This window comes from Microbacterium sp. SORGH_AS_0862, assembly GCF_030818795.1.
Classification (GTDB): Bacteria; Actinomycetota; Actinomycetes; order Actinomycetales; family Microbacteriaceae; genus Microbacterium.
In genome coordinates this window covers 2942887-2961918 of sequence record NZ_JAUTAY010000001.1, presented here as the reverse complement: position 1 = coordinate 2961918, position 19032 = coordinate 2942887, and the positions used below count along the sequence as shown (strand labels likewise).

The window sequence follows — 19032 nt, the reverse complement described above, 5'->3', positions numbered from 1 at the left end:
CGTTCACTCGCCCTGGGGCGGCAGCTCGGCGATGACGGGGTGATCCTTGTGGATCACGCCGACCTTGGCGGCGCCGCCGGGCGAGCCGATGTCGTCGAAGAACTCGACGTTGGCCTTGTAGTAGTCCTGCCACTCTTCCGGCAGATCGTCTTCGTAGTAGATCGCCTCGACGGGGCAGGCCGGCTCGCACGCTCCGCAGTCCACGCACTCATCGGGGTGGATGTAGAGCGAGCGGTCGCCCTCATAGATGCAGTCGACGGGGCATTCGTCGATGCAGGCACGATCCTTGACATCGACGCACGGAAGGGCGATCACATACGTCACGGCATCAGTCTAGTTCGCCTCGGCTGCCCGTCGGGGCGCGCGCGGCCACGCCACGACGACGGCCGCCAGCAGCGGGACGGCGCCCATCCAGATCAGCGCGAGCGTCTCATGCTCCACCGTGAACAGCACCGACCCACCCGTCGACGGCTGGGCGAACACGTACGTGATGACCATGACGCCCAGCGCGGCCGCAAGGGTCGTCCACCTGTCCGCCGTCAGGAGGCGCACGGCGATCAGCAGCGCACCGGCGCCGGTCACCCCGAGCAGGAGCCCGATCGGCACAGGTCCGATGAATGCCGCATGCGCGAAGGATCCGGCGGCGCCGTAGACGACGCCCACGACGAGAGCGATCGCCCAGGCGGCGATACGAGATGCAAGCGAGCCCACCCCGGGATCCTAGTCGCCGCAGGTGGGAGTCGTCTCAGGCGGCCCAACCCACCAGACGCAGCAGGGCGGCGACGGCGGCGGCCGCGACGACCACCACGAGGAACGGGGCACGCAGCGCGAGGAGCCCCGCGGCGACCAGGAGCGCAGGCAGGCGAGCATCGACCACGATCGCCTGCCCGGCGCCCAGCGCCTGCACGGCGACCAGCGCACCCAGCAGCGCGACGGTGAGCAGATCCGCGACGCGTGCCGGCCTCGGCGCCTCGACGAAGCGCGTCGGGATGGCGTATCCCACGGCTTTGAGGGCGAGACAGATCACCGCGGCCAGAAGGACCGCATTCCACAGCGTCACGATGCCGCCCCCGCACCGGGCCGGTCGGCCCACCCGACGACGACCGCCACGAGGGCGGCGATCAGCACGGGAACGCCCGGCATGAGCGCGGGCGTGAGGACGGTCGCCACCACGGCCGCGGCGACGCCGACCGCGATGGCCTGCCCGCCCACCAGCCGCGGCCACAGCAGCGCGAGGAAGGCGGCGGCGGCCGCCGCATCCAGGCCGTAGGCGCGCGGGTCGCCCAGGACATCACCCAGCAAAGCGCCTGCCAGCGTGGAGATGTTCCAGCCGACGTAGATGCCGACACCCGTGACCCAGAATCCGAGCGATCGGGCACGCGCATCCGTCTGTGCGAGCGAGACGGCGGTCGATTCGTCGATGGTGAATCCGGCGGCGGCCATCTTGCGCCACATCCCGTCGAACTGCGGCGACAGCCGCATGCCGTATGCCACGTTGCGCACCCCGAGAAGCGCCGCGGAGGCGATCGCTGCAGGTGCGGCGGCGATGCCGCCTGCGGCGATCACGCCGACGAAGGCGAACTGCGACCCACCGGTGAACATGAGCAGGCTCAGGACGCAGGTCTGCCAGACATCCAGGCCCGCAGTGACCGAGAGGGCACCGAAGGATATGCCGTACGCGCTCGTCGCCAGGGCCACCGCGAGGCCCTGGCGAACCGCGCGGCGGCCGGGGTCGGGCAGGCTGTCGGGGTCCATCTCCACATGATGTCCGCCGGAAAACCGTTCGTCAAACCGAACGCCTGTACGTCATACTGAACGAATGGAGACCATGGGTCCACGCATCGCCCGGTCGCTGCGGCGCGAGCGGGAACGCGCGGGGGTGAGCATCTCCGAGCTGGCGCGCCGGGCCGGAGTGGGGAAGGCCACGATCTCGCAGCTCGAATCGGGCACCGGCAACCCCAGCGTGGAGACCCTCTGGGCGATCGCGACGGCTCTGGCAGTGCCGTTCGCCGTGTTCGTCGAAGAGCCCGACGACGGACTGCGCCTGATCCGCGCGGGCTCGGACGAGGGCATCCCTGCGTCCGACTCCCCCTACAGCGCTCTGTTGCTCGCCGCGGGCTCGCCGCATTCTCGGAGCGACCTCTACCTGTTGCGGGCGGAGCCGGGCGAGCCTCGGCGGTCGCTGCCGCACACGCCCGGAACCGTCGAGCACGTCGTGCTGATCACCGGGCGCGCGGCCGCAGGGCCTGCCGACTCCCCCGTCGAGCTCTCTCCGGGCGACTACCTCCGGTATCGCGGGGACGCACCTCACATCTTCGAGGCGCTCACCCGCGATACCAGCGCGGTCCTCGTCTCCGAGGTCCGCTGAGTCCGACTCAGGCGTTGGCGTCCTGGCGCTTCAGACGGGATGCGGCGCGGCCGCGCTCGGTGGCGTCGAGCACGACCTTGCGGATACGCACCTTCTCGGGGGTGACCTCGACGCATTCGTCGTCGCGGGCGAATTCGAGGGACTCCTCGAGCGTCAGCACACGCGGCGGCGTCATCGACTCGAAGGAGTCGGAGGTCGACGAACGCATGTTCGTCAGCTTCTTCTCCTTGGTGATGTTGACGTCCATGTCGTCGGCGCGCGAGTTCTCGCCGATGACCATTCCCTCGTAGACCTCTTCGGTCGGCTGCACGAAGAAGCTCATCCGCTCCTGCAGCGCAATCATGGCGAAGGGGGTGACCACGCCCTGACGGTCGGCGACGATCGAGCCGTTCTGACGCGTCGTGATGGAGCCGGCCCAGTCGTCGTAGCCGTGGGAGATCGCGTTGGCGATACCCGTGCCGCGCGTGATGGTGAGGAACTCGCTCCGGAACCCGATGAGACCGCGCGAGGGGACGACGAACTCCATGCGCACCCAGCCGGTGCCGTGGTTCGTCATGTTGTCCATGCGACCCTTGCGCGCGGCCATGAGCTGCGTGATCGCGCCGAGGTGTTCCTCGGGGGCGTCGATCGTCAGGTGCTCGAACGGCTCCTTGAGCTTGCCGTCCTCGCCGCGCTTGGTGACGACCTGCGGCTTGCCGACGGTGAGCTCGAAGCCCTCGCGGCGCATGTTCTCGACGAGGATCGCCAGCGCCAGCTCACCACGGCCCTGGACCTCCCAGGCGTCGGGGCGGCCGATGTCGACGACCTTGAGCGAGACGTTGCCGATGAGCTCGCGGTCGAGGCGGTCCTTGACCATGCGCGCCGTGAGCTTGTGCCCCTTGACCTTGCCCATGAGCGGCGACGTGTTCGTGCCGATCGTCATGGAGATCGCCGGGTCGTCGACGGTGATGGCGGGCAGCGGGCGGACATCCTCGGGGTCGGCGATCGTCTCACCGATCGTGATGTCCTCGAATCCGGCGATGGCGACGATGTCACCGGGGCCGGCGGACTCGGCCGGGAAGCGCTCGAGCGCCTTCGTCTTGAGCAGCTCCGTCACGCGCGCGTTGGAGTGCGAACCGTCGTGGCGGACCCACGCGACGGTCTGACCCTTCTTGAGGGTGCCGTTGAACACGCGCAGGAGGGCCAGACGGCCGAGGAACGGGCTGGAGTCGAGGTTGGTCACCCACGCCTGCAGCGGCGCCTCGTCGTCGTAGGACGGTGCCGGCACATGCTCGAGGATCGCCTCGAACAGCGGCTCGAGGTCTTCGTTGTCGGGCAGCGACCCGTTCTCGGGGCGCGTGCGCGACGCGGCACCGGCACGACCGGACGCGTAGACGACGGGGACGTCGAGCAGAGCATCGACGTCGAGGTCGGGCACGTCGTCCTGCAGGTCGGAGGCCAGGCCCAGCAGAAGGTCGTGAGCCTCCTCCTCGACCTCGGCGATGCGCGCGTCGGGGCGGTCGGTCTTGTTCACGAGCAGGATGACCGGCAGCTTCGCCTCGAGCGCCTTGCGCAGCACGAAGCGGGTCTGGGGAAGCGGACCCTCGGAGGCGTCGACGAGCAGCACGACGCCATCCACCATCGACAGGCCGCGCTCGACCTCGCCACCGAAGTCGGCGTGACCCGGAGTGTCGATCACGTTGATCGTGATGGGGGTGTCGGTGTGGATGCCGTTGTACGTGATCGCCGTGTTCTTGGCGAGGATCGTGATGCCCTTCTCACGCTCCAGGTCGTTGGAGTCCATCGCGCGCTCTTCGACGTGCGCGTGTTCACCGAACGAGCCCGTCTGACGGAGCATGGCATCGACGAGAGTCGTCTTGCCGTGGTCGACGTGGGCGACGATCGCGACGTTACGCAGATCGGAGCGGAGGGCGCGCGCCATACAGGTTTCCTTGCAGTGAGGGAGGGTGGCCCGGGACTCCGGGCCCTTCAGTCTACCGCAGGCGGCTGTGGACCGGTCAGCCCGCCCCGACGACCGCCACGGCGATGCCCGCCCAGACGGCCAGGGCGATGAGCGCCACGAGCGCCGGAACATCCCACATCCGCAGGACGTGGGCGGGAACCGCGGTGGGTTCGAGGGCCGACTGCCAGTCGTCGATGATGCGCTCGGCGTCTTGCGAGCCGGCCGCGGGACGGTCCCCGCTGGGAGAACGGCGCGCGCCGCTGCGGGCGGAGACCGGTCCCCCGTAGCAGGTGAGAGTGCGGCCCTCCATCGTCTCGATGACGAGCTGGTAGCGCATGCGGATGTCGGCGATCGCGGAGAAGGGGATGCGCGTGACGCGCAGGAAGTTCTGCACGCGCAGACCGTCGGCGGAGCTGGTCACGCTGGACACGAAGACGCCGACGTAGATCCCCCACAGCGCGAGCAGGATCCACGGGGCGAGCAGGAGCGCGCTCACGATTCCGGCGCGGATCAGCGCGTCGCCGAGGAGGAAGGCGGCGGCGACCGCCGAGATGATGATCCCGACGGTCGCCGACGTCGACCGGTAGACGGTGCGGTTCAGTTGCCGCCTCCGAGGGGAATGGTTGCGCCGGGGATGGCATCCAGCAGGCGGCGGGTGTACTCCTCGGCCGGGTTGGCGAAGATCTCGTCGACCGTTCCCTGCTCAACGATGCGCCCCTTCTCCATCACCGCGACCATGTCGGCGGCCACACGAACGACGGCGAGGTCGTGGGTGATGAAGAGGTAGGTCAGCTCGAGCTCGGACTGCAGCTCGGCGAGCAGCTGCAGGATCTGGTCCTGCACCAGCACGTCGAGGGCCGAGACCGCCTCATCGAGCACGACGATGTCGGGCTTGAGCGCGAGCGCGCGAGCGATCGCCACCCGCTGACGCTGACCGCCGGAAAGCTCGTTCGGGTAGCGGGTCGCCAACTCCTGCGGCAGCGAGACCTGGTCGAGCAGCTCGCGCACGCGCTCACGACGCGACGCGTTGTCACCGACCTTGTGGATCTCCATCGGCTCGGCGATCGTGTTGCCAATGTTGCGCAGCGGGTCGAGCGAGCCGTACGGATCCTGGAACACCGGCTGCATCCGACGACGGAGCGCGAACGCCTGCCGGTTGGTCAGGCTCGCGATGTTGGTGCCGTCGATCTCGATGGACCCCGCGGTGGGGTCCTCGAGCTTCAGCACCATCTTCGCGACCGTGGACTTGCCCGATCCGGACTCGCCCACCAGGGCGAGAGTCTTCCCGCGCGGGATCTCGAACGAGACGCCGTCGACGGCACGGAAGGCTTCGCTGCGGAAGCCGCCCTGACGGATCTTGTACTCCTTGGTCAGATCCGTCACGCGGATCGCGGGAGCCAGACCCTCGATGTCCTCGGTCGTCTCGATGCCCCGACTCTCCGCGCGCGCCTGGATGCGCTGGGAGGCGAGCGAGGGAGCCGCCGCCACCAGGCGCTGCGTGTAGGGGTGCAGCGGGTTCTGAAGGATCTCGCGGCTCGGGCCCGACTCGACGATCTCGCCGTTCTGCATGACGATGATCTTCTCGGCGCGCTCGGCCGCGAGGCCCAGGTCGTGCGTGATCAGCAGCACCGAGGTGCCCTTCTCCCGCGTGAGCTTCGCCATGTGGTCGAGGATGACGCGCTGGACCGTGACGTCCAGTGCCGAGGTCGGCTCATCGGCGATCAGCAGCTTCGGGTCGGCCGCGAGGCCGATGCCGATCAGCGCACGCTGGCGCATGCCGCCGGAGAACTGGTGGGGGTACTGGTGCAGGCGCTTGGCCGCATCCGCGAGTCCGGCCTGCTGCAGCACCTCGATCGCCCGCTGGGTGACCTCCTTGCGGCCGGTGGCGATGCCGTTCGCACGGATCGCCTCCTTCACCTGGAAGCCGATCGACCACACCGGGTTGAGGTTCGACATCGGGTCCTGCGGCACGTAGCCGATCTCCCGACCGCGCAGGCGCTCCATCTGCGTGCGGCTGAGGCCGGTCAGCTCCCGCCCGTCGAGCGTGATGCTGCCCTGTGTGACGTGGCCGGTCCCGGGGAGCAGGTTCACGACCGCGGAGGCGGTGGTCGACTTGCCCGAGCCGGACTCGCCGACGATCGCGACCGTCTCGCCGGGGAACACGTCGAGGTTCACACCGTGGAGAACCTCCCGGCTGCCCGACTGGGTGTCGAAGGCGACGCGGAGGTTGCGGATGCTGAGCAACGGGGTTGCGGCGCTCTCGCTCATCGGCGGGCCCTCGCTCTCGGGTCGAGGGCGTCGCGGATCAGCTCGCCCAGGAGGATGAACGCGAGGACGGTGAGCGTCAGCGCGATCGACGGGTAGATGAGCGCCATCGGAGCGATGCGCAACGACTGCTGCGCCTCGGAGATGTCACGGCCCCACGACATGACGTCGGAGCCGAGGCCGACACCCAGGAACGCCAGTGTCGCTTCGGCGACGATGGCCGCCGCCAGGCTGAGGGTCGAGATGACCAGCAGCGGCGCGATCGCGTTGGGGACGACGTGCGAGAGCATCGTGCGGAACCGCGACTGCCCGAGAGCCCGCGATGCGGTCACGAAGTCCGCCTGCCTGACGCGCAACACCTCGGCGCGCACGACGCGGGCGGTCGAAGCCCACGAGAATCCACCGATCGCGATGGCGAGGGTGAAGACGTTGCGGAAGTCCGAGAACACGCTCATCACGACGACGGCGGCCAGGATGTAGGGGATCGAGAAGAAGATGTCGCCGACGCGGGAGAGCAGCGAGTCGAGCCATCCGCCGTAGAAGCCGGCCAGCGCGCCCATGATCAGACCGATCGAGGATCCGATGAGGGTCGACAGCAGACCGACCGACAGCGACGTGCGGGATCCCCACACGATGCGCGCGTAGATGTCGCACCCCTGGAACGTGAATCCCAGCGGGTGGCCGGCGGCCGGGCCGCCGTTGCTGTTGGACAGCTGGCAGTCGTCGTTGGGCGGCGTCTGGGTGAACAGCGTCGGCCACACGGCCATCAAGAGGATGAAGGCGACGACGGCGAGCGAGATCCAGAAGGTGGGGCGCTTGCGCAGGTCTCGCCATGCATCCCGCCAGAGGCTGGAGGGCTTCTCGTCTGCGATGCGGACGGCGTCGACCGTCAGCGACGCGTCCTTGACCTCGGCGACATAATGCGTCGGCAGTTCGGAGTTACTTGACATAGCGGATCCTCGGGTCGAGCAGACCGTAAAGCAGGTCGATCACCAGGTTGACGAGAACGTAGATGATCACGAAGACGGTGACGAACGACACGATCGTCGGTCCCTCGTGGCGCAGCGTCGCCTGGAAGAGCGTGTTGCCGACGCCGGGGACGTTGAAGATGGCCTCGGTGACGGTGGCACCCACCAGCAGGACACCGAAGTTGGTGGCCGAGTTGGTGATGACCGGGATGAGCGAGTTGCGCAGCACGTGGACGGGGATGACGCGTCGACGCGGCAGACCCTTGCTGTACGCGGTACGCACCCAGTCCTGGTTGAGGGTGTCGATGACCGAGCCGCGCATGAGCCGCATACTCGTGGCGTAGAGGCTGAATCCCAGCACCAGTGCCGGCAGCCACAGGTCGCCCCAGTTGTTGTTCCCGCCGACCGTCGGCTTGAACCAGCCGAACTGCAGGGCGAGGAAGTACTGCGCGAGGAAGGCCAGGACGAAGATCGGCATCGCGACGAACAGCAGCGAGATGACCAGCGCCACGTTGTCGAAGATCTTGCCCTTACGCAGGGCCGAGATGGTACCGATGATGATGGCGAGCGAGAACTCGATGGCGATGGCCATCACCGCGAGTCGACCGGTCACGGGCAGCGTTCGGGCGAGGACGTCATTGACCGATTGGCCCGAGAACGTGTTGCCCAGGTCTCCCTGGAAGATGCCGGTGATGTAGTAGAAGTACTGCACGATGAACGGTTCGTTCAGGTGGTACTGCGCCTCGAGTGCGTCGATCACCGACTGGCTCGGCGTCTTGTCGCCGAACAGAGCCAGGATCGGGTTTCCCGGCATCGCGAAGACGAGGAAATAGATGAGCAGTGTGGATCCCAAGAAGACCGGGATCACCTGCAGGATGCGTCTGAGGATGTAAGCGAGCATCCTCTCTCCCTCCGAGAAAGTGGCCGAGGAGTATCCTCGCACGATCGGTGCAAGAACCCCCCGCCCGACGAGAGACCGGCGCCCGCGGGGTGACGCGGACGCAGGTCCCTGGACAGGCCGCGAGGCGGTGACGGGATCGTCACCGCCTCGCGGTCGCGATCAGAAGAGCTATCAGCTCTTCGTGATCTGGTAGTACAGCGGAACCGAGTTCCAGCCGAACACGACGTTCTGAACCGTGTCAGCGTACCCGCCGTTCACGTTCGAGTACCACAGCGGGATGGCGGGGAGGTCCTTCAGCAGGATCTCCTGAGCCTTCTCGTAGTCGGCCGTGGCCGCGTCGACGCTGTCAGCTGCCGCGCCGGAGGCGAGGAGCTTGTCGAACTCGGGGTTCGAGTAGTCGCCGTCGTTCGAGCTCGCGCCCGTGCCGTAGAGCGGCGCGAGGAAGTTGTACAGACCCGGGTAGTCGGCCTGCCAACCGGTGCGGAACGCGGTGGTGATCGTACGGTTGGTCACCTCGGTGCGCAGCGAGGCGAAGTCGACGAACGGAGCGCCGGACGCGTCGATGCCGAGCGTGTTCTTGATCGAGTTCGTGGTCGCGTCGACCCAGGCCTGGTGGCCGCCGTCGGAGTTGTACGCGATCTGGAACGTGCCGCTCCAGGGCGAGATCTTGTCGGCCTCGGCCCACAGCTCCTTCGCCTTGTCCTGGTTGTACTTCAGGACGTCGGCACCCTCGAGCGAGTCGGACCATCCACCGATGACCGGCGACGAGAAGTCGCTGGCCGGCGTACGCGTGCCGTTGAAGATGGTCTTCGTGATCGCGTCGCGGTCGATCGCGAGCGAGAGCGCCTCGCGACGCAGCTGACCCTCTTCGCCCGAGAAGTGCGCGAGGCTCTCCGGGATCGTGAACGACTGGAAGATCGCGGCGGGCTGGTTGACCGCGCGCTCGCCCAGGTCGGACTCGAAGGTCGCCTGTGCGCTGGTGGGGATCGCGTCGAGGACGTCGAGGTTGCCCGACTGGAGGTCGGCGTAGGCGCCGTCCAGGTTGGCGTAGAAGACGATGTCCAGGCCACCGTTCTTGGCCTCGCGGCCACCGGTGTAGGCGTCGTTCTTCACGAGGTTGATCTCGACGTCGTGCTGCCACGCGCCCTCGCCGGCCAGCTTGTAGGGGCCGTTGCCGATCGGGTTCTCACCGAAGGCGGCGGGGTCCTCGAAGGCAACCTCGGGAAGCGGGTAGTACGCCGAGTAGCCCAGACGCTGCACGAAGTCGGCGGCGACGGGGTTGGAGAGCTTGATCGTGAAGGTCGTGTCGTCGACCTTCGTCAGACCGGTGAGCTCGGAGTCGGTCTCCTCGCTGTAGCCCTCGATGTCGGAGAACCAGGAAGCGTTCTTCTGAGCGTTCGACTTGAGCGCGCCGTAGTTCCAGGCCTTGATGAAGCTGTCTGCGGTGACGGCCTCGTCGTTGCTGAACTTCTGGCCCTCCTTGAGCTTCACCGTGATGGTGTTGGCGTCGTCGACGGTGATCGAGTCGGCCACGTCGTTGACGATGTTGCCTTCGCCGTCGTAGTAGGCCAGGCCCGCGTAGATCGAGTCGACGATCTTGCCGCCGCCGGTCTCGTTCGTGTTGGCCGGGAAGAGCGGGTTCTCCGGCTCCGAACCGTTCACCTTGATGATGGCACCGGCGTCGCCACCGGCAGGGGTCGGCTCGTCCGAGCCGCCACTCGCGCAGCCGGCGAGGGCGAGAGCCCCGATACCGGCCAGCGCCACGCTCGCGAGAGCGATCTTGCTGCGCTTCACTGTTCCTCCTGGAAAGGGATGATGCAGGCACGACGAGCTGTGAGAGCATCGTGCCGCGGATACCGAAACACTAAGCACGACCCACTGCTTGGTCAAAACGACCGCGCGAATAGTTACACACCCTTAACGAACCCCCGCGCGGATCGAGCATATTGCTCAAGCCCACCGATGACAGCCGGCCGCGCGGGCCGGAACTAACCCTCACCCGGTTTCGCTGTGCCGGACGAGGGACGCCATGTCGTGAACGTGGCGAGGATGCGGTCGCCCGACACCTCGGCCGGAGGCCCCGCGAGCGCGTCGGACCACACCGTCAGCTGCGGCACGGCGAACAGCGGCAGCGCCCACGCCTCGTCGGTGACGGCCTCGTCCAGTCGGGACAGAAGCTCGTCGCGCTGCGTGCGCTCCAGCGCGGACGACGCGTCGACGACCAGCGCGTCGACCTCCTCGTCGCTCCAGCCGTAGACGTTCTGCGCCGCGGCGGTGTGGAACACCGTCGCGTGCGCCACGGTGGCTGCGGGATCGGGACTCCAGGCGAACAGGGCTGCGTCGTACGCGTCCGGCTGGTCACTCAGCACATGCGCCCAGTCCGGCGAGGAGACGTCGACGAGGGTCACTCCCGCACGGGAGGCCGACTCGGACATGAGGGCGAACTCCGCGGCCCGCCGCGCGTCGCCCGCCGGATAAAGCACACGAACGGTCAGTCCGGCCGCATCCGTCGCAGGCGCGGCCTCACCGTCGGGTGTCGACGAAGGCGACGCGGCGGGCCCCGGTCCCGCGGCCTCGATCATGCCCCGCCGCAGGGCCTCATCGGCGAGCAGGGGGTGGATGAGCTCGTCCAGCATCTGCTGTCGCGGAACCGTGGTCAGGAACCCGGCGCGAGCGCGGTGCGCGCGATCCGCATCCCCGCCGTAGGACGCGGGGTCGAACACTCCCCCGCCCGCTGTCTGCAGATCCAGGTGATCGAAGGCATCCCTCGCTGACACGCGGGAGCCGCCCGCTGCGGCCGCCGCGTCGACGAGATCCTGGTCCGCCGCCGCGGCCGCCAGATCCACCTCGCCGCCGGCAACGGCCGCGACGCGTTCGGCCGGGTCCTCCATCGCGCGCACCCGCACCCGCTCCACGCGCGCGGCGCTGGGACGATCGGCGGCGGTGAGATCGATCGACCGGCCGTCGTCGGCGATGCGCGCGATGTCGTATGCACCGGCCGTGGTCTGCGCCGCATCCGGGACGTCGCCGTCGAGGCGGAAGTCCTCGCGGAAGGCGAGCGACACGGGCGCGAGCCAATCCAGATCGCCGGTCTCGACGGCATCCGCGAACGCGGCCTTCGCCGCCGCCGCATCCGCGTAACGCCCCGGGTAGGCGAGATCGACCAGAACGTGAGCGGCGACGGGCGGCGCGTCGAAGGCGATCTGCCAGTCCGCGTAGGGCGTGTCGTAGACGAGAGTCAGGCTGCGTCCGTCGTCGCCGATCTCGGGCACCTGCGACACGAGGTCGAGCCCCTGGCCGGCTCCGGCGCCCGCATCCCAGCGCGTCTCACCCGCGGCATCCGTGCGGTGCGTCGTACGAGCGGCCCATGTGAGCAGCAGGTCCGCGGCATCGACCGGTGCGCCGTCTGACCAGGTGGCCGAGCCGTCCAGCGCGTACCGGACGGTGAGCGGGTCGCGCGTGAGAACCCGGACGGTGCCGAACCGTTCGTTCGCCGAGCGGGTGCCGTCGGCCTCCCGCCGCCAGAAGCTGCCCGATGTCAGTGCCGAGAAGTCGCGGTCGGCGGAGGTGTCCTGCCCCAGCACGAACGGGTTGAGCGAGGTGACGGGCGCGGCCGTGGCGACGGTCAGGGACGAGCCCGGCAGGACACGGTTCTCCTCCGCCGAGCAACCGACCACTCCGCCCGCCAGCAGGCCGAGCAGAGCCAGGGTGGTCACGAGCGCACGACGCCGCATCCGTCCTCCTTCTCCGCGGCGGCCGTGATGCCGCACGCGGTCGTATGCGTAAGCCGCACACACCCTATGCGCGCAATCTGAGCGCTTTCGAAAGCGGGACCGGCCCGCATCCGCTATGCCATGCTGAGCGGATGACGACCCTGCCCGCGCGCGAACCGTTCTGGCGCACCGTGAGGGCCTTCGATCCGCCGCGCGCGACGGGGTTCACCCGTTCACGCGTGCGGTGGGAGATCTGGCTCGTGCTGGCCGTGACCGTCGGCAAGTCCGGGCTGTACTCGGTGCTCTCCTTCATCCGCACCCTGCAGCGCTCTCTGCAGGAGAACCAGGCGATCTCTTCGCAGCAGACCCAGCTCAACCCGGCGCGCGACACCGAGGCGCTCTGGGACGCGCTGTACCAGCTGCTCGACATCTTCTTCTCGCTCGCGCTGGTCGCGCTCGTCGTCTACCTGCTCTGGGAGCCGGGCGCCAACGCGCTGCGACGGATCGGGCTCGACTTCCGCCGCTTCGGCGGTGATCTCGGACTCGGCGTCGCGTTGATCGCGATCATCGGCATCCCCGGGATCGCCCTCTACGTGGCCGGGCGCCTCGCGGGCATCACCGTCGGCGTCGTCGCCTCCCCCCTGGATGCGGCCTGGTACACCGTTCCGCTGCTGTTGCTCTCCGCCGCGCGCGCAGGCCTCACCGAGGAGGTCATCTTCCTCGGCTACCTCTTCGATCGCCTTCGCCGCCTCGGCTGGGGCTGGTGGTCGATCATCCTCGCGACAGCGGCACTGCGCGGCGCGTACCACGCCTATCAGGGCGTGGGTTCGGTGGTCGGCAACTTCGCGATGGGCGTCGTGTTCGGCTGGTGCTACCGGCGCTGGGGCCGGGTGATGCCCCTCGTCATCGCGCACACGCTCATCGATGTGTTCGCCTTCGTCGGCTACCCCCTCGTCGCGTCCCTCTGGCCCGGGATCTTCTAACCGCCGCATCCTCCCCTGCCCGCTCTCCCTCCCCTTCCCGCGAGACTGCATTTCGAGCACGAGATCACGGGTAATGACAGTGATCTCGTGCTGAGAATGCAGTCTCGCGGGATCAGCGGGCGATGGGGGCGCCGCTGCAGGCGCGGGCGGCTGCACCGGGACCGGGCCTGCACAACCGCTCGGGGCCGGGGTGTCGCCCACGGATGCGGGACCCGGCGCGCACGGTGACCACCGACGCGCGCACGGTGGGGCGATGACCCAACCCATTCCCCTGCGCACCGGCGCCCAGCTGCTCCCCTCTCCCGCGCCGTTGCTGCGCGCGCACGACATGCATCGCCCCGACCTCGCGCTCCGCCGCGGCGACATCGTGCGCGTGCACCGCGGCGTGTACGCCCCGGCACTCGCGTGGAGCGCGCTCGCTCCCTGGGATCGCTATCTGGCCCGCGTGCACGCCGTGGCCCTCCAGATGCCGGATGCGGTCTTCGCACTCGAGTCGGCGGCGGCGCTGCGCGGTCTCCCGCTCGTCGGTGAGGGGGCCGACGTGCACATCCTCCGTCCCGCGGACGGTACATCACGGCAAGCGGAGCGGGTCCGCATCCACACACGCCGGGGCGGCGTCGAGATCACGGACGAGGGCGGCATCCTCACGACGGGTCCCATCGAGACCGTCGTCGCGTTGGCACGGGTTCGCAATCCCGCGCTCGCCCTCAACGTCGCCGATGCCACGCTGCGCGCGCATCCGGACCTGACGCCCGAGGTCCTCGTGGCTCACAACGAGCTCGCATCCTCCAGCCGTGGCCGTCGGCTCGCTCGATGGGCGCTGCATCGCGCGGATCCGCGCGCCGAGACGACGCTCGAGTCGCTGAGCCGGGCAGCCATCGAGTGGCTGGGCTTCGCGGCACCCGAACTGCAGTGGCTGGTGCACGGTGGTGGTGGCGTCGCCGACCGCGCCGACTTCGCCTGGCCGGACATCGGAGCCGTCGGAGAAGCCGATGGCCTCCTCAAGTACGACGGACGCTTCGGCGACCCGGTGCGCGCGCTGCAGGACGAGAAGCGGCGGGAGGACCGCATCCGTCGTCGCGTGCACGGCTTCGCGCGGTGGGGATGGGCCGATGTCCGCGAGCCTGAACGTCTCGGTGCGATCCTGGATGCGGCCGGCGTCCGCCGCGAGCGCACACCCGACGCGCTCGCCCTCCATGCCCTCGCCCGCACCCTGCGCTGAGCGCCACGCCCCCTCGCCGCTGTGCCCCTCCATGCCCTGCCCACCCCTCCGCGAGACTGCACCACCGTGACGAGATCACGGGTGATTACCGTGATCTCGTGCGGGAGATGCAGTCTCGCGGGAAGTGGGGCGGCGTTTCAGGCGAAAGCCTCCGGGGGCGGGCAGGCGCACACGAGGTTGCGGTCGCCATAGGCGTTGTCGATGCGACGTACCGGCGGCCAGTACTTCGTGCGCACGAGCGATGGGACGGGATAGATCGCCTCCTCACGCGAGTACGGATGCGTCCACTCGCCGCCGATGACCGACTGAGCCGTGTGCGGAGCGCCCACGAGCGGGTTGTCCGCTGCCGGCCAGCGCCCGGCGCCGACCTGCTCCGCCTCGGCGGCGATCTGGATCATCGCCTCGATGAAGCGCTCGATCTCGGCGAGGTCCTCCGACTCGGTGGGCTCGACCATGAGGGTGCCCGCGACGGGGAACGACATCGTCGGCGCATGGAAGCCGTAGTCGATGAGGCGTTTCGCGACGTCGTCGACCGTGATCCCCGTGCGCTCGCGGAGGGGGCGGAGATCCAGGATGCACTCGTGCGCCACCAGTCCGGCCTCGCCGGCGTACAGCACCGGGAAGTGCGCCTTCAGGCGGTGGGCGATGTAGTTCGCCGACAGCACGGCGGCACCGGTCGCCTCGCCCAGACCCGCTGCGCCCATCATCCGTACGTAGGCCCACGAGATCGGCAGGATGGATGCGGAGCCGTACGGCGCGGCCGAGACGGGACCGCCCTCGAACACGAAGCCGCCCGCGTGATCCGCGCGCTGCGCCAGCGGGTGCGATGGGAGGTAGGGCGCGAGGTGCGCCTTCGCGGCGACGGGGCCGACGCCCGGTCCGCCACCGCCGTGCGGGATCGCGAAGGTCTTGTGCAGGTTCAGGTGCGAGACATCGCCCCCGAGATCGCCGAACCGCGCGAAGCCGAGGAGAGCGTTGAGGTTCGCGCCGTCGATGTACACCTGGCCGCCCGCGTCGTGCACGGCCTGCGTGATGGCGAGCACCTCGTGCTCGTACACGCCGTGCGTGGACGGGTAGGTGATCATGAGCGCGCCCAGCTCGTCCGCGTGCTGCGCGATCTTGGCGTGCAGGTCGTCGAGGTCGACGTTGCCCGCCTCGTCGCACGCGACGACGACCACCCGCATCCCCGCGAGCACGGCGGATGCGGCGTTCGTGCCGTGAGCCGATGACGGGATCAGGCACACGGTGCGCTGTGCGTCGTCGTTCGCGAGGTGGTAGCCGCGGATCGCGAGCAGCCCCGCCAGCTCCCCCTGCGAGCCGGCATTGGGCTGCAGCGAAACGGCGTCGTAGCCGGTGACCTCGGCGAGCCAGGTCTCCAGCTGCTCGATCAGCGCGAGAGTCCCCCGCACGTCGGCTTCCGGCGCGAAGGGATGCACCCGGGAGAACTCGGGCCACGACACCGCCGCCATCTCGGTCGCGGCGTTCAGCTTCATGGTGCACGAGCCGAGCGGGATCATGCCGCGATCGAGCGCATAGTCGCGGTCGGCGAGGGTCTTCAGGTAGCGCATCATCGCGGTCTCCGACCGGTGCGCGTGGAAGACCGGATGCGTGAGGAACTCGTCCCGGCGGTGGAGGTCGGCCACGACGCCGGCCAGGGGCACCGCTTGCTCGACGTCGATCACGGTCTCGTCGGGCAGCCCGAACGCGGCCGCCACCGCGGCGAGGTCGTCGGCCGTGGTCGTCTCGTCGACCGAGATCCCCACCGTCGACTCGTCCGCGAAGAAGAGCTGGTACCCGCGGCGACGGGCCCGCTCGATGACGCGCTCGGCGGTGCCGGGGACGACAACGCGGAGCGTGTCGAAGAACGCGTCGTGCACGACCTCGAGGCCGCCTGCGCGCAGCGTCTCGGCGAGCGCCTGCGCCTTGCGGGCCACCTCGGTGGCGATCGCACGCAGGCCCTCCGGGCCGTGGTAGACCGCGTACATCGCGGCCATCACGGCCAGCAGCACCTGCGCGGTGCAGATGTTGGACGTGGCCTTCTCGCGGCGGATGTGCTGCTCACGCGTCTGCAGCGCGAGCCGGTAGGCGGGGTGGCCCGACGCATCCTGCGAGACGCCGACGAGGCGCCCGGGTAGCTGTCGCTCGAGCCCCGCGCGTACCGCGAGGTATCCGGCGTGCGGTCCGCCGAAGCCGAGCGGGACGCCGAAGCGCTGTGTGGTCCCCGCGGCGATGTCGGCGCCGAACGAGCCCGGCGAACGCAGGAGCGTGAGCGCGAGCAGGTCGGCTGCGACGACCACGAGCCCGCCCTGCGCCTGGACGGCGGCGACGAGCTCTGTGGGATCCCACACGCGGCCGCTCGCGCCGGGGTACTGCACGAAGGCCCCGAACACGGCGCCGGATGCGGCGGTCGGCTCCCAGGTGCGGGTGTCGATCTCGCGGATCTCGATGCCGACGGCGGCGGCGCGGTGATGCAGCAGCGCCTTGGTCTGCGGCAGCGCGTCCGCATCGACCAGGAACACATCGGACGCGGACTTCGAGGCGCGGCGCGCGACCAGCATCCCCTCGACGACCGCGGTCGCCTCGTCCAGCATGGACGCGCCCGCCGTGGCGAGGCCGGTGAGATCGGTCACCATGGTCTGGAAGTTGATCAGCGCCTCGAGCCGGCCCTGCGAGATCTCGGGCTGGTAGGGCGTGTACGCGGTGTACCAGGACGGATTCTCGAAGACGTTGCGGGCGATCACGGCGGGGGTGAAGGTGTCGTAGTAGCCGAGGCCGATCATGGCGCGTGCCGGGCGGTTGGCATCGGCGAGCGCGCGGAGCTCTGCCAGCGCCTGCGCCTCGGTGGCCGCGTCCGGGATGCTGCTGCTGGCGCGCGGCGCCGCGTGGACGGATGCGGGAACCGCCGTCTTCACCAGCGCGTCGACAGTCGCGTAGCCCAGCACGTCGAGCATGTGCCGCTGCGCGCCCGCATCCGTGCCGATGTGGCGTGCGGTGAAGGGAACGCTCACGCGGCGCCCTCGATGAGCGCCTCGTACCCGGCGCGATCGAGCAGGGGCGCGCTCTCGCCGTCGAGCTCGATGCGCACGAGCCACGCGCCGTAGGGGTCGGCGTTGACGAGCGAAGGGTCGGAGTCGACCTCGCCGTTGACCTGGATGACGCGTCCGCTGAGCGGGGCGTAGAGCTCGCCCACCGACTTCGTCGACTCGATCTCGCCGCAGACCTGACCGGCGACGACCGGGGCGTCGATCGCGGGGAGGTCGACGAACACGACGTCGCCGAGCTGTTCGGCGGCGTAGTCGGTGATGCCGAAGGTGGCGACGCCGCCGTCGATCAGCACCCACTCGTGCTCTGCGGTGTAGGACAGCGTGGTGGGATCGACGGTCATTTCTTCCTCCGGTAGAAGGGCGGTTCGGTCACGGTCGCGGGGATTCGCGTGCCGCGTACATCGATGAACAGGTCTGTGCCGATCGGGCTTCGGTCGCCGTCGACGTAGGCGAGCGCGATCGGGTGTCCGAGGGTGGGACTGAGCGCACCGCTCGTGATCTCGCCGACCACGCTTCCCTCGGCGTCGAGCACGGGATAGCCCGCGCGCCCTGCGCGCTTCCCCTCCGAGACGAGGGCGACCAGGACGCGTGCGTCGGATGCGGGCTCGGTCGCCCCCTTGCCGATGAAGTCGTCCTTGTCGGCGGCGACCACGCGCCCGAGTCCCGCCTGCGCGGGCCGCACGTCACGGTTCAGCTCGTGCCCGTAGAGCGGCATCGCCGCTTCGAGGCGCAGGGTGTCGCGCGCGGCCAGGCCCGCGGGAATGAGACCGAAGGGCTCACCCGCTTCCAGGAGGGCGTCCCACAGCTCTCCCGCCGCGCTCGCGCGGACGAGCAGCTCGACGCCGTCCTCTCCCGTGTAGCCGGTGCGCAGAATCAACAGCGACTCCCCGCCGAACCCCGCGGCGCGCACGCAGTAGTACCCGAGGTCGTCGAAGCTCCACGGCGTCGGCGGATCGCCCAGGCGCCGAGCCGGCTCGGCGAGCTCCAGCCCCGGCAGCGCCTCGAGAACAGCGATCGCTGCCGGCCCCTGGAGGGCCAGCAGCGCAGAGGCCTCCGACGCATCCTCGACGGTGACGTGAACACCCGCGATGAATCCGAACGAGCCGTCGGCGCCCACCGTGGGAGCGGGCGGCGTGAAGGATGCGCGCGCGTCGGCGAGCGCCTCGGCCACCGCGTCGTGGTTGCCGGCGTTGGCGATCACGATGAACCGGTCGTCGGCGAGACGATAGACGATGACGTCGTCGACGATGCCGCCGTCCGCGGCGAGCACGAGCGAGTACTTCGCCTTTCCGAGCCGCATGGTCGAGTGCCGTGCGGCGAGCGCGTAGTCGAGGAAGGCCGCCGCGTGCGCACCCGTCACGAGGAACTCCGCCATGTGCGAGATGTCGAAGAGGCCCGCGGCCTCGCGCACGGCTCGGTGCTCAGCGAGGTCGGACCCGTAGCGGACGGGCATGAGCCATCCGCCAAAGTCGGTGAAGGCGGCTCCGGCCGCCTCGTGGCGGTCTCGGAGGGGGGTGGAGCGTGGATCGGTCATGAGTTCTCCCGGGTGGATGCGGGTAGGCGAGGGCCTGAGAACTCCCCCTCTGTCATGGGCCTGAGAGTTTCGAACGCGCTGAGCGCGATCTT

Annotated in this window: 17 protein-coding genes; 3 read left to right on the top strand and 14 right to left on the bottom strand. The window is 69.4% G+C overall.

Going from position 1 to position 19032, the window contains the following annotated elements:
• Positions 1–3: 3 nt before the first annotated feature.
• Genes fdxA through QE377_RS14490 form a run of 4 tightly spaced genes read right to left on the bottom strand, consistent with a single transcriptional unit; the run spans position 4 to position 1755 of the window.
• Positions 4–324: a ferredoxin gene (fdxA, locus tag QE377_RS14505; RefSeq protein ID WP_137417408.1), complete on the bottom strand. Its 321-nt coding sequence runs from the start codon at positions 322–324 to the stop codon at positions 4–6.
• 9 nt (positions 325–333) lie between these two features.
• Positions 334–711 carry a histidinol dehydrogenase gene (locus tag QE377_RS14500; RefSeq protein WP_307324557.1) on the bottom strand — a complete coding sequence of 126 codons (378 nt, stop codon included), beginning with the start codon at positions 709–711 and terminating at the stop codon, positions 334–336.
• Between the two features lie 34 nt (positions 712–745).
• Positions 746–1060 carry an AzlD domain-containing protein gene (locus tag QE377_RS14495; protein ID WP_307324555.1) on the bottom strand — a complete coding sequence of 105 codons (315 nt, stop codon included), beginning with the start codon at positions 1058–1060 and terminating at the stop codon, positions 746–748.
• Positions 1057–1755 (bottom strand): AzlC family ABC transporter permease, encoded by a 699-nt coding sequence (locus tag QE377_RS14490; protein ID WP_307324553.1) that lies wholly within the window; start codon positions 1753–1755, stop codon positions 1057–1059. The genes QE377_RS14495 and QE377_RS14490 overlap by 4 nt, the downstream gene beginning before the upstream one ends.
• A gap of 64 nt (positions 1756–1819) precedes the next feature.
• Here QE377_RS14490 and QE377_RS14485 point away from each other — a divergent pair, with 64 nt between their 5' ends.
• Positions 1820–2368: a helix-turn-helix domain-containing protein gene (locus QE377_RS14485; RefSeq protein ID WP_307324551.1), complete on the top strand. Its 549-nt coding sequence runs from the start codon at positions 1820–1822 to the stop codon at positions 2366–2368.
• 7 nt (positions 2369–2375) lie between these two features.
• On the opposite strand, the gene typA is transcribed toward QE377_RS14485, so the two are convergent.
• From typA to QE377_RS14450, 7 genes are all read right to left on the bottom strand, one after another.
• Positions 2376–4289, bottom strand: coding sequence for a translational GTPase TypA (typA, locus tag QE377_RS14480; RefSeq protein WP_243227493.1), 1914 nt, complete (start codon positions 4287–4289; stop codon positions 2376–2378).
• A gap of 76 nt (positions 4290–4365) precedes the next feature.
• Positions 4366–4806, bottom strand: a complete 441-nt coding sequence (locus QE377_RS14475; protein WP_307324548.1) for a PH domain-containing protein — start codon at positions 4804–4806, stop codon at positions 4366–4368.
• Positions 4807–4907: 101 nt separating this feature from the next.
• Complete coding sequence (locus QE377_RS14470; RefSeq protein ID WP_307324545.1) at positions 4908–6578, bottom strand: ABC transporter ATP-binding protein; 1671 nt, start codon at positions 6576–6578, stop codon at positions 4908–4910.
• Positions 6575–7525, bottom strand: coding sequence for an ABC transporter permease (locus QE377_RS14465; protein ID WP_137417416.1), 951 nt, complete (start codon positions 7523–7525; stop codon positions 6575–6577). Before QE377_RS14465 ends, QE377_RS14470 begins: the two co-directional genes overlap by 4 nt.
• Entirely contained in the window at positions 7515–8444 is a 930-nt protein-coding gene (locus tag QE377_RS14460) for an ABC transporter permease (RefSeq protein ID WP_307324540.1), read from the bottom strand. The genes QE377_RS14465 and QE377_RS14460 overlap by 11 nt, the downstream gene beginning before the upstream one ends.
• Positions 8445–8615: 171 nt before the next feature.
• Complete coding sequence (locus QE377_RS14455; protein ID WP_307324538.1) at positions 8616–10238, bottom strand: ABC transporter substrate-binding protein; 1623 nt, start codon at positions 10236–10238, stop codon at positions 8616–8618.
• Between the two features lie 194 nt (positions 10239–10432).
• On the bottom strand, positions 10433–12178 hold the full coding sequence (locus tag QE377_RS14450; protein ID WP_307324536.1) for an ABC transporter substrate-binding protein: 1746 nt from the start codon (positions 12176–12178) through the stop codon (positions 10433–10435).
• A gap of 131 nt (positions 12179–12309) precedes the next feature.
• On the opposite strand from QE377_RS14450, the gene QE377_RS14445 reads away from it, so the two are divergent.
• Positions 12310–13140 (top strand): CPBP family intramembrane glutamic endopeptidase, encoded by an 831-nt coding sequence (locus QE377_RS14445; RefSeq protein ID WP_307324533.1) that lies wholly within the window; start codon positions 12310–12312, stop codon positions 13138–13140.
• 253 nt (positions 13141–13393) lie between these two features.
• On the top strand, positions 13394–14362 hold the full coding sequence (locus tag QE377_RS14440; protein ID WP_307324530.1) for a hypothetical protein: 969 nt from the start codon (positions 13394–13396) through the stop codon (positions 14360–14362).
• Between the two features lie 137 nt (positions 14363–14499).
• Here QE377_RS14440 and gcvP read toward each other — a convergent pair whose 3' ends face one another.
• Genes gcvP through QE377_RS14425 form a run of 3 tightly spaced genes read right to left on the bottom strand, consistent with a single transcriptional unit; the run spans position 14500 to position 18940 of the window.
• Positions 14500–17313 (bottom strand): aminomethyl-transferring glycine dehydrogenase, encoded by a 2814-nt coding sequence (gcvP, locus tag QE377_RS14435; RefSeq protein ID WP_373459565.1) that lies wholly within the window; start codon positions 17311–17313, stop codon positions 14500–14502.
• A gap of 53 nt (positions 17314–17366) precedes the next feature.
• Positions 17367–17747, bottom strand: a complete 381-nt coding sequence (gene gcvH, locus QE377_RS14430; protein WP_307324525.1) for a glycine cleavage system protein GcvH — start codon at positions 17745–17747, stop codon at positions 17367–17369.
• Positions 17744–18940: a glycine cleavage system aminomethyltransferase GcvT gene (locus QE377_RS14425; protein WP_307324523.1), complete on the bottom strand. Its 1197-nt coding sequence runs from the start codon at positions 18938–18940 to the stop codon at positions 17744–17746. Before QE377_RS14425 ends, gcvH begins: the two co-directional genes overlap by 4 nt.
• Between the last annotated feature and the right edge of the window lie 92 nt (positions 18941–19032).

Coding starts and splice junctions, on each gene's coding strand:
- QE377_RS14490 (WP_307324553.1), bottom strand. CDS start 1,755: ATGGACCCCGACAGCCTGCCCGACCCCGGCCGCCGCGCGGTTCGCCAG.
- QE377_RS14485 (WP_307324551.1), top strand. CDS start 1,820: ATGGAGACCATGGGTCCACGCATCGCCCGGTCGCTGCGGCGCGAGCGG.
- typA (WP_243227493.1), bottom strand. CDS start 4,289: ATGGCGCGCGCCCTCCGCTCCGATCTGCGTAACGTCGCGATCGTCGCC.
- QE377_RS14470 (WP_307324545.1), bottom strand. CDS start 6,578: ATGAGCGAGAGCGCCGCAACCCCGTTGCTCAGCATCCGCAACCTCCGC.
- QE377_RS14465 (WP_137417416.1), bottom strand. CDS start 7,525: ATGTCAAGTAACTCCGAACTGCCGACGCATTATGTCGCCGAGGTCAAG.
- QE377_RS14460 (WP_307324540.1), bottom strand. CDS start 8,444: ATGCTCGCTTACATCCTCAGACGCATCCTGCAGGTGATCCCGGTCTTC.
- QE377_RS14450 (WP_307324536.1), bottom strand. CDS start 12,178: ATGCGGCGTCGTGCGCTCGTGACCACCCTGGCTCTGCTCGGCCTGCTG.
- QE377_RS14445 (WP_307324533.1), top strand. CDS start 12,310: ATGACGACCCTGCCCGCGCGCGAACCGTTCTGGCGCACCGTGAGGGCC.
- QE377_RS14440 (WP_307324530.1), top strand. CDS start 13,394: ATGACCCAACCCATTCCCCTGCGCACCGGCGCCCAGCTGCTCCCCTCT.
- gcvP (WP_373459565.1), bottom strand. CDS start 17,313: ATGCTCGACGTGCTGGGCTACGCGACTGTCGACGCGCTGGTGAAGACG.
- gcvH (WP_307324525.1), bottom strand. CDS start 17,747: ATGACCGTCGATCCCACCACGCTGTCCTACACCGCAGAGCACGAGTGG.
- QE377_RS14425 (WP_307324523.1), bottom strand. CDS start 18,940: ATGACCGATCCACGCTCCACCCCCCTCCGAGACCGCCACGAGGCGGCC.